Consider the following 8,679-nt stretch of genomic DNA (forward strand, 5'->3'; position numbering starts at 1 on the left):
GCGTCACGTCACAGTTACCCAACACCCGTCCGCCACGGCCGATACAGGAGTCCCACCATGTCGAGCCCGACCGAACCCCGCCCGACGCCGGTCCGCAACGACCGGACCCACTTCCTCTACATCGCCGTCATCGTCGCCGTCCTGCTCGGCATCGGTGTCGGCCTGCTGTTCTCCGATTTCGCGGTCGAGCTGAAACCGCTCGGCACCGGCTTCGTGAACCTGATCAAGATGCTGATCAGCCCGATCATCTTCTGCACCTTGGTGCTCGGCATCGGCTCCGTCCGGCAGGCCGCCAGCGTCGGCAAGGTCGGCGGTCTCGCGCTCGTCTACTTCCTGGTGATGTCGACGGTCGCCCTCGCCATCGGTCTGGTGGTCGGCAACATCGTCCAGCCCGGCGCCGGCCTGAACCTCACCGACAAGCTCCGCGCGGCGGGTCAGAAGCAGGCCGCCGGCGCGCACACGAGTACGACGGACTTCATCCTTGGCATCATCCCGAAGTCGCTGCTGTCCTCGCTGACCGAGGGCGAGGTGCTGCAGACCGTGCTGGTCGCGCTGCTCGTCGGCTTCGCGCTGCAGGCGATGGGTTCGAAGGGTCAGCCCATCCTGGTCGGTATCGGCCACATCCAGCGGCTGGTGTTCAAGGTCCTGTCGATGATCATGTGGACGGCCCCGATCGGCGCGTTCGGCGCGATCGCGGCCGTTGTCGGCGCCACCGGCACGGACGCGTTGATCAGCCTCGGCAAGATCATGATCGCCTTCTACATCACGTGTCTGCTGTTCGTGGTCGTCGTCCTGGGTGCGATCCTGCGGATGATCACCGGTGTCTCGATCTTCCAGCTGCTGCGCTACCTGGGCCGCGAGTTCCTGCTGATCCTGTCCAGTTCCTCGTCGGAGACCGCGTTGCCGCGGCTGATCGGGAAGATGGAGCATCTCGGCGTCGACAAGTCCGTCGTCGGTATCACCGTGCCGACCGGGTACTCGTTCAACCTCGACGGGACCGCGATCTACCTGACGATGGCGTCGCTGTTCATCGCGGAGGCGATGAACACGCCGTTCTCGATCGGCCAGCAGATCTCGCTGCTGCTGTTCATGATCGTGGCCTCGAAGGGCGCGGCCGGTGTCACCGGTGCGGGCCTGGCCACGCTGGCCGGCGGTCTGCAGTCGCACCGGCCGGAGCTGGTCGACGGCGTCGGCCTGATCGTCGGGATCGACCGGTTCATGTCCGAGGCCCGCGCGCTGACGAACTTCGCCGGCAATGCGGTCGCGACCGTACTGGTCGGCCACTGGGTCGGCGAGTTCGACAAGGAGCAGGCCAAGCGGGTGTTCTCCGGCAGCGACCCGTTCGACGAGGTCGCGTTCGCTGCCGGTGACACGCACGGCGGCGAGGTCGCGGCGCCCGCCGTGGCGGAGGCTCGCGCATAGACCATCTGTCCCACCCCTCAAGCGCTGCCCGCCGGACCCACAGACCGGCGGGCAGCGCTGTGAAGGGAAGGAAGGAAAGAAAAGAAAGACTCGGTCCGTTCGCGCTCACGGTCCGGTTGCAAAAGAGAGAGGGCGATTGGGGTGGTGGAGTCAGCGGCCGTTCAGCAGTTCCACCACCGGAGCCAGGTCCTCGAGGTACATCGAGTTGACCGTGATGTACGACGTACCGAACTCGTCCCGGCGCCGCTGCAGCTCGTCCGCCATCTCCTGCGGCGTACCGCGCAGCAACATCAGCGAGTCGCCGGCCTCGAGTACGTCGGGGTCGACGCCGGCCGCGCGCTTCGTCCACGGCGGCAGCTCGCGGGTACCGGCCGCGAACAGGTTCATCGCGAGCTCGATGTCGTCCGCCCGCGATCCGGCCAGCTCGCGCAGCTCCCGGACCAGCTGAGCCACCTCGGCGCGCGGGGTCATCGCGTCCTTCGCCAGCGAGACGATGTCGGCGCGGGCGGCGGCCAGCGCGAGCGCCCGGGGTCCGCCGGCGGCCAGCATGATCGGCGTACGGCGGTCGCCGTCGAGCTCCTGCAACGTGTCGAGAGTCCGGCGTACCTGGTCGCGGCGCTCCTTGCCCGAGCCCCACGGCAGCCCGATGTCGGCGGTCTGCTGCTCCGCGTCCGGGCGGCCGGTGCCGATCCCGAACTCGAACCGCCCGTCGGTGAGTACGGTCAGCGTGTGCGCCTCCCACGCGGCCGCCCGGGGGGTCCGCAACGGTGCCGCCACGACGAAGGTGCCGACCCGGATGTCCGCGACCGCTGCGGCCATCGCCAGGGACGGGAACGGCGACGGCAGTTGCAGCCCGTCGGGCATCAGCACGGTCGAGTAGCCGAGGTCCGCTGCCCGGCGTACCGTCGTCGTCCACTCTGCACCGGTCCGCGGACTACCAACCACGCCGAACCGGAATCGCCTGTCGCTCATCACCGTTCTCCCTCCACGTTTGATGACTCCACAGTGGCCGTCGAGGGGGTCTGTCCACATCCCACGGCGGGCGTCGTTCGGTGTACGCCGAAGGACGTACTCTGGTGACATGTCACGCACCCGCAGCCCCCTGCTGGACCGGCCCGGAGCGGTCGAGGCCGACGGACTCGACGCCGGTGTCGCCGCGCACTACGGCTCGGACCTGCGCGAACAACGCGCACTGGTCGCGGGTCAGGCGTTCGTCGACCTCTCGCACCGCGACGTCGTCACGATCACCGGCCCCGATCGGCTGACCTGGCTGCACGCGCTGACCACGCAGTACTTCGAGGGACTCAAGCCCGGGACCTCCACGACCGCCCTGCTGCTGTCGCCGACCGGGCATGTCGAGCATGTGATGTACGGCGTGGACGACGGCGAGACGTTCTGGCTGCACACCGAGCCGGGCGCGGCCGCCGCGTTGGTGGAGTGGCTGCAGAAGATGGTGTTCATGTCGCGCGTGGAGATCGCCGAGGTGACCGACGACTACGCGATCATCTGGCGCCCGGGGGCACCTGCGGGCGAGCACCTGACGCGCAGTGGCGAGGATTCGCTCGGCGGGCACGAGGTGTTCCTGCCGCGCGCTGAGCTGGCCGGTCTGGAGGGGGCCGCGGCCGGCGTGTGGGCGTACGAGGCGCTCCGGATCGCGGCGGGTCAGCCACGGTTCGGGCTGGACACCGACGAGCGCGCGATTCCGAACGAGCTCGGCTGGCTCGGTCTCGGCGTACATCTGAACAAGGGCTGCTACCGCGGCCAGGAGACCGTCGCCCGCGTGCACAACCTGGGCCGCCCGCCGCGTCGCCTGGTCCTGCTGCACCTGGACGGCTCGGTCGACCACCTCCCGGCCCACGGGTACGCCGTCCGGGCCAGCGAGAAGCAGGTCGGCTCGATCGGCTCCGCGGCCCGCCACCACGAGCTCGGCCCGATCGCGCTCGCCCTGATCAAGCGGAACGCCGACCCCGACGCCGTACTGGAGATCGTCGCCGAGGACCAGCCGACCGTCACGGCCACTCAGGAAGTACTGGTCGATCCCGAGGTCGGCCTGCACGTCCGCTCCCGGTTGTGAATGCCGCGGCCGGCGGACGCCCCTCAACGTCCACCGGCCGCCCGCAGGGACAGCTCACCCGCGAATCGCGATCCGCGACTGCTCACTTCCTTGGACGCTCGGGCCGCCGGATCTGTCACGCGACCTCGCTCGACTGTGACCTGTCTCACGGCCTCGGACCGCCCGCCGATGTGCCCTGAATCATTCACGTCGGCCCGTTTTGCACCTGTACAGTTCAGCCGTGACCGAACCTGTGATCCTGGCCGACGTGGTCCGCAACGGCTTCGTCGAAGGCCGCCACCGCGGCTCCGTCGTGGTGACGAACCCCGACGGCTCCGTCGCCTGGTCCGCCGGCGTCGTCGACGAGCCGATGTTCCCGCGCTCGTCCAACAAACCCATGCAGGCCCTCGGCATGCTCCGCCACGGCCTCCCGCTCACCGGCAACCTTCTCGCGCTGGCCGGCGCCTCCCACTCCGGCGAACAGTTCCACCTGGACGGCGTCCGGGAGATCCTCGCGAAGGCCGGGCTGGACGAGTCCGCGCTGCGCACGCCACCGGCGTACCCCGGGGTGGAGGCCGACCGGGACGCCTGGGTGTGCGCCGGCCGCAAGCCTGAGCGGGTCGCGATGAACTGTTCGGGCAAGCACGCCGCGATGATCCTGACCAGCACCGTCAACGGCTGGCCGATCCACGACCCGGCCACCGAGCAGGACCCGCACGCCAAGTGGGGTCGCGACGACTACCGGTCGCCGGACCACCCGCTGCAGCAGGCGATCCGGACCGCGATCGAGGACTCGGCCGGCGAGAAGGTGTCGTCCGTCGCGGTCGACGGTTGCGGTGCACCGATCTTCGCGATCAGCCTGTCCGGTCTGGCGCGCTCGTTCGGACGGTTCGCGGCGGCGGCTCCGGAGACGCACGAGGGCCGGATCGCGAACGCGTTCCGCGAGTTCCCGCAGTACGCCAGTGGGAGTACCCGGGACGAGACCAAGCTGATCCGCGGCGTCGACGGGCTGTTCTGCAAGGTTGGCGCCGAGGGCGTGTTCGCCGTGGGGCTCGCCGACGGGCGGGGGATCGCGCTGAAGATCGAGGACGGTGACGGCGCGAAGCGGTCCCGTGAGCTGGTGACGGCCGCGACGCTGCGCCGGATCGGTGTCGATGCGCCGGTCATCGACGAGCTGCTCGACACGGTCGTACTCGGTGGTGGCGTCAAGGTCGGCGAGATCCGGCCGAGCGCTGTGTTCGACTGAGGTTTTCCGGAACTTATTCGCCGCCTGGTGACTGTTTTCTTCCGGAAAGGTCCGCCTGGCGGAGGCCGTCGAGATACGCCGGCTGTCGTATGCGTACGGCAGCCGGCGTTTCTATGGTGGTGGAGTGGATGAGGCGATCGTGGTCGGGGGCGGGATCGGCGGGATGGCCGCGGCTGCCGCGTTGGGGCGGGCCGGGTGGCGGGTCCGGGTGCTGGAGGCGGCGCCGGAGCCGAGGGAGGTCGGTGCCGGGCTGGCCGTGACGGCGAACGGGGTGCGGGCCGCGGCGGTGATCGGGGCCGCGGACGGGATCCGGGAGAACGGGTACGGCGTTCGCGCGGCCGGGACCCGGCGGTGGGACGGGGAATGGTTGCTCAGGGCACCTGATGGAGCGGGTACGTCGATCACCGGGATCCACCGGCGGCGCCTGCACCGGGCGCTGGCCGACGTACAGCAGGCGGACGTCGTGACGGGTGCCCAGGTGACCGGGATCGAGCCTGGTACGCCGGGTGGCGAGCGGGCGCGGGTGACCTGGAACGGGACGCACAGCGCGCGGGCGGATCTGGTCGTCGGCGCGGACGGGATCCGGAGCTTCACGCGGAGCAGCCTGTTCGGGAACGCCTTGAAATACACAGGTTTCAGCTGCTGGCGGGCGGCGACGGCGGATCACCTGCTCGACGACCGGTTCGCGATGACGTGGGGCCCGCGGGCGGAGTTCGGGGCGTTGCGGATCAGCGCGGACGAGGTCTACTGGTACGGGTACGTCGCGATGCCGAGCGGTCAGGTGATCGCCGACGAGGAACGTGCCGTGAACGAGTACTTCGTCGACTGGGCGCCCGACGTACGGCGGCTGATCGCGACGACCGGCGAGGTGATCCGGCACGACGTATGGGTGCTGGCGCGGCCGTTGCCGAGGTACACCGCCGGGCGGGTCGTGCTGATCGGGGACGCGGCGCATCCGATGCTTCCGACGCTCGGGCAGGGCGCGAACTCGGCGCTCGAGGACGCGGTGTCGCTCGGGCTGCTGATCCCGGCCGGGGACCACCTTGCGGCGGGGCTCGCGAAGTACGAGAGGCAGCGGTACCGGCGTACGCAACGCATCGTCAACCGGTCGGCGTGGATGGGCCGGATGGGTGCGGAGGTCGGCGTCCGCGGTCAGACCCTCCGCAACCTGATGCTGAGACTCACCCCGCCGAAGGCGGCACTGCGGAACGGGACCAGGATCTTCGAGTGGACCCCGCCCGGCTCATTTGGCGCGCAGCCGGTCGACCACGGGTGACGCGAACGGCAATGGTGTAGTCGGAGCGGGCAGGTTGTAACCGGCGTACAGCCGGCGGCGGATCGCCTCCAGGGGAAAGGTCTCGCGGTAGATCGCGAGCTTGACGGTCACGCCCTCCAAGGTTGCTCTGAGCAACATCTCCTCGACGGCCGGATCGGCCGCGCCACGGGCGGCGAACACGTCCCGGATCGCGTCCTCGACCAGCGACAGTCGCTCGGACTTGGCGTCCTCGACGCGGGCGAACACGTCGTGCGTGCCGGGCTGCAGCATCAGGCTGATCGCCAGCCGCTGGACCGGCAGCGTGCCGGCCGCGGCCAGCAGGGCGCCGTCGATGATGCCTGCCAACCGTTCATCAGGAGTTCCCTGGATGGTCAGGATGCCGGCGATGCCGTCCAGCCAGCGGTCCAGGAGCTCCGCGGCCAGCTGCTCCTTGGTGGCGAAGTAGTACGAGACCAGCCCGCGGGAGACGCCCGCGACAGCGGTGATCTCGGAGATCGACGCCGCCTCGTAGCCCTTCGCGGCGAACACCTCGAGGGCCGCGGACAGGATCCGCTCACGGGACCGCTCCCGCAGTTCCCGGTTGACGCTCGCCGATCGCGGCACTGCTGCTTCTCCTCGGTCAGGGCCCGAAGCGCCGGACAACCCCCATACCCCTGATGTCCGGCGCCCTCGGGCTCGACCCCCCGTGCTGCGGCCCCTCCCCAGGCGCCGTCTATAGACTGGACGTCCAGTCAACAAAAGTCAAAACCCGCCTCGCCTCGTTCGGCGGGAGATGTCGGAGGCGGTCCCGTTTTCCGGACGCGAGCGGTGAACAGGTAAGATGAAGACGCTGCGCCCTGTGTCGAGTGGCACGTGAAACCAGCCGTAGCCACCGCCAGAAACCCTCTGACTGCTTGGAGCGCTTCCTCATGCCTGTCCGTAACGACCTGCGCAACGTCGCGATCGTGGCCCACGTCGACCACGGGAAGACCACCCTCGTGGACGCGATGCTGTGGCAGTCCGGCGCGTTCGGTGCCCATCAGCACGTCGACGAGCGGGCGATGGACTCCGGCGACCTGGAACGTGAGAAGGGCATCACGATCCTCGCCAAGAACACCGCTGTCCGGCACAAGATGGCCAACGGCGAGCAGGTGACGATCAACATCATCGACACCCCTGGGCACGCCGACTTCGGCGGCGAGGTCGAGCGCGGGCTGTCGATGGTCGACGCGATCGTGCTGCTGGTGGACGCTTCCGAGGGCCCGCTGCCGCAGACCCGGTTCGTGCTCCGCAAGGCGCTGGCCCGGAAGATGCCGGTGATCCTGGTGGTGAACAAGGTGGACCGGCCGGACGCCCGGATCTCCGAGGTCGTCGACGAGACGTACGAGCTGTTCCTCGACCTGCTCGACCACGACGCGGACCAGAGCGCGCTGGACTTCCCGGTGGTCTACGCGTCGGCCCGGGCCGGCCGTGCGTCGCTGACCCAGCCGGCCGACGGCGGGCTGCCGGACTCCGAGGACCTCGAGCCCCTGTTCGAGACGATCCTGGCGAACGTGCCGGCCCCGGAGTACACCGAGGGCGCACCGCTGCAGGCGCACGTGACCAACCTGGACGCCTCGCCGTTCCTCGGCCGGCTTGCGCTGGTTCGCGTGCACGAAGGCACGTTGAAGAAGGGCTCCCAGGTCGCCTGGTACCGGCACGACGGCACGATCCAGAAGGTGAAGATCACCGAGCTGCTGGTCACCGAGGCGCTCGAGCGGGTGCCCGGCGACTCGGCCGGCCCGGGCGACATCGTCGCGATCGCGGGCATCCCGGAGATCATGATCGGCGACACCCTGACCGATCCGGACAACCCCAAGCCGCTGCCGCTGATCACCGTGGACGAGCCGGCCATCTCGATGACGATCGGCACCAACACCTCCCCGCTGGCCGGCCGCCAGAAGGGCACCAAGGTGACCGCGCGGCTGGTGAAGGACCGGCTCGACCGCGAGCTGGTCGGCAACGTGTCGCTGAAGGTGCTGCCGACCGAGCGTCCGGACGCCTGGGAGGTGCAGGGCCGTGGCGAGCTGGCGCTGGCCATCCTGGTCGAGCAGATGCGCCGCGAGGGCTACGAGCTGACCGTCGGCAAGCCGCAGGTGGTCACCCGCGAGATCGACGGCAAGCGGCACGAGCCGGTCGAGCGGCTGACGATCGACTGCCCGGAGGAGTACCTCGGCACGGTCACCCAGCTGCTCGCGGTCCGGAAGGGCCGGATGGAGCAGATGACCAACCACGGCACCGGCTGGGTCCGGATGGAGTTCCTGGTCCCGGCGCGGGGGCTGATCGGCTTCCGGACCGAGTTCCTCACCGACACCCGCGGTACCGGGATCGCGCACCACGTGTTCGAGGGGTACGAGCCGTGGTTCGGCGAGCTTCGCACCCGTCCGTCCGGCTCGCTCGTCTCCGACCGCGCGGGCGCGGCCACGTCGTACGCGATGATCAATCTGCAGGAGCGCGGCACCATGTTCGTGGAGCCCGCCACCGAGGTGTACGAGGGCATGATCGTCGGCGAGAACTCGCGCGCCGACGACATGGACGTCAACATCACCAAGGAAAAGAAGATGACCAACGTCCGCTCGAACGCGGACGAGTTCGAGAAGCTGGTGCCGGCCCGGAAGCTGTCGCTGGAGCAGTCGCTGGAGTTCTGCCGCGAGGACGAGTGCG

At 69.5% G+C, this 8,679-nt stretch carries 7 protein-coding genes; 5 read left to right on the plus strand and 2 right to left on the minus strand.

Features of this window, described 5'->3' with window-relative positions; translation table 11 throughout:
- Window positions 1–57 precede the first annotated feature (57 nt).
- Window positions 58–1,422, plus strand: a complete 1,365-nt coding sequence (locus tag VFF46_RS16960; protein ID WP_325038094.1) for a cation:dicarboxylate symporter family transporter — start codon at window positions 58–60, stop codon at window positions 1,420–1,422.
- Window positions 1,423–1,572: 150 nt separating this feature from the next.
- Here VFF46_RS16960 and VFF46_RS16965 read toward each other — a convergent pair whose 3' ends face one another.
- On the minus strand, window positions 1,573–2,394 hold the full coding sequence (locus VFF46_RS16965; protein WP_325038095.1) for an LLM class flavin-dependent oxidoreductase: 822 nt from the start codon (window positions 2,392–2,394) through the stop codon (window positions 1,573–1,575).
- Window positions 2,395–2,503: 109 nt separating this feature from the next.
- Between VFF46_RS16965 and VFF46_RS16970 the strand changes: the two genes are divergently transcribed.
- The 3 genes from VFF46_RS16970 to VFF46_RS16980 all read left to right on the plus strand — a co-directional run bounded on the left by VFF46_RS16970 (window position 2,504) and on the right by VFF46_RS16980 (window position 5,997).
- Window positions 2,504–3,496 carry a YgfZ/GcvT domain-containing protein gene (locus VFF46_RS16970; protein ID WP_325038096.1) on the plus strand — a complete coding sequence of 331 codons (993 nt, stop codon included), beginning with the start codon at window positions 2,504–2,506 and terminating at the stop codon, window positions 3,494–3,496.
- A 220-nt stretch (window positions 3,497–3,716) separates the two neighbouring features.
- The gene (locus tag VFF46_RS16975) at window positions 3,717–4,721 is read left to right on the plus strand and encodes an asparaginase (protein WP_325038097.1); all 1,005 of its coding nucleotides are present in this window, start codon (window positions 3,717–3,719) and stop codon (window positions 4,719–4,721) included.
- A 124-nt stretch (window positions 4,722–4,845) separates the two neighbouring features.
- Window positions 4,846–5,997 (plus strand): FAD-dependent oxidoreductase, encoded by a 1,152-nt coding sequence (locus tag VFF46_RS16980; RefSeq protein WP_325038098.1) that lies wholly within the window; start codon window positions 4,846–4,848, stop codon window positions 5,995–5,997.
- Here VFF46_RS16980 and VFF46_RS16985 read toward each other — a convergent pair.
- Window positions 5,965–6,600: a helix-turn-helix domain-containing protein gene (locus tag VFF46_RS16985; protein WP_325038099.1), complete on the minus strand. Its 636-nt coding sequence runs from the start codon at window positions 6,598–6,600 to the stop codon at window positions 5,965–5,967. The genes VFF46_RS16980 and VFF46_RS16985 overlap by 33 nt on opposite strands.
- A 305-nt stretch (window positions 6,601–6,905) precedes the next feature.
- Between VFF46_RS16985 and typA the strand changes: the two genes are divergently transcribed.
- Window positions 6,906–8,679: translational GTPase TypA (gene typA, locus VFF46_RS16990; RefSeq protein WP_325038100.1), on the plus strand; the 1,774-nt coding region annotated here is incomplete at its 3' end.

Source organism: Kribbella sp. (genome assembly GCF_035655035.1).
Lineage (GTDB): Bacteria > Actinomycetota > Actinomycetes > Propionibacteriales > Kribbellaceae > Kribbella.

Excerpts from the sequence above, each read along its gene's own strand:
- VFF46_RS16965 (WP_325038095.1), bottom strand. The coding sequence starts at position 2,394 with ATGAGCGACAGGCGATTCCGGTTCGGCGTGGTTGGTAGTCCGCGGACC.
- VFF46_RS16960 (WP_325038094.1), top strand. The coding sequence starts at position 58 with ATGTCGAGCCCGACCGAACCCCGCCCGACGCCGGTCCGCAACGACCGG.
- VFF46_RS16970 (WP_325038096.1), top strand. The coding sequence starts at position 2,504 with ATGTCACGCACCCGCAGCCCCCTGCTGGACCGGCCCGGAGCGGTCGAG.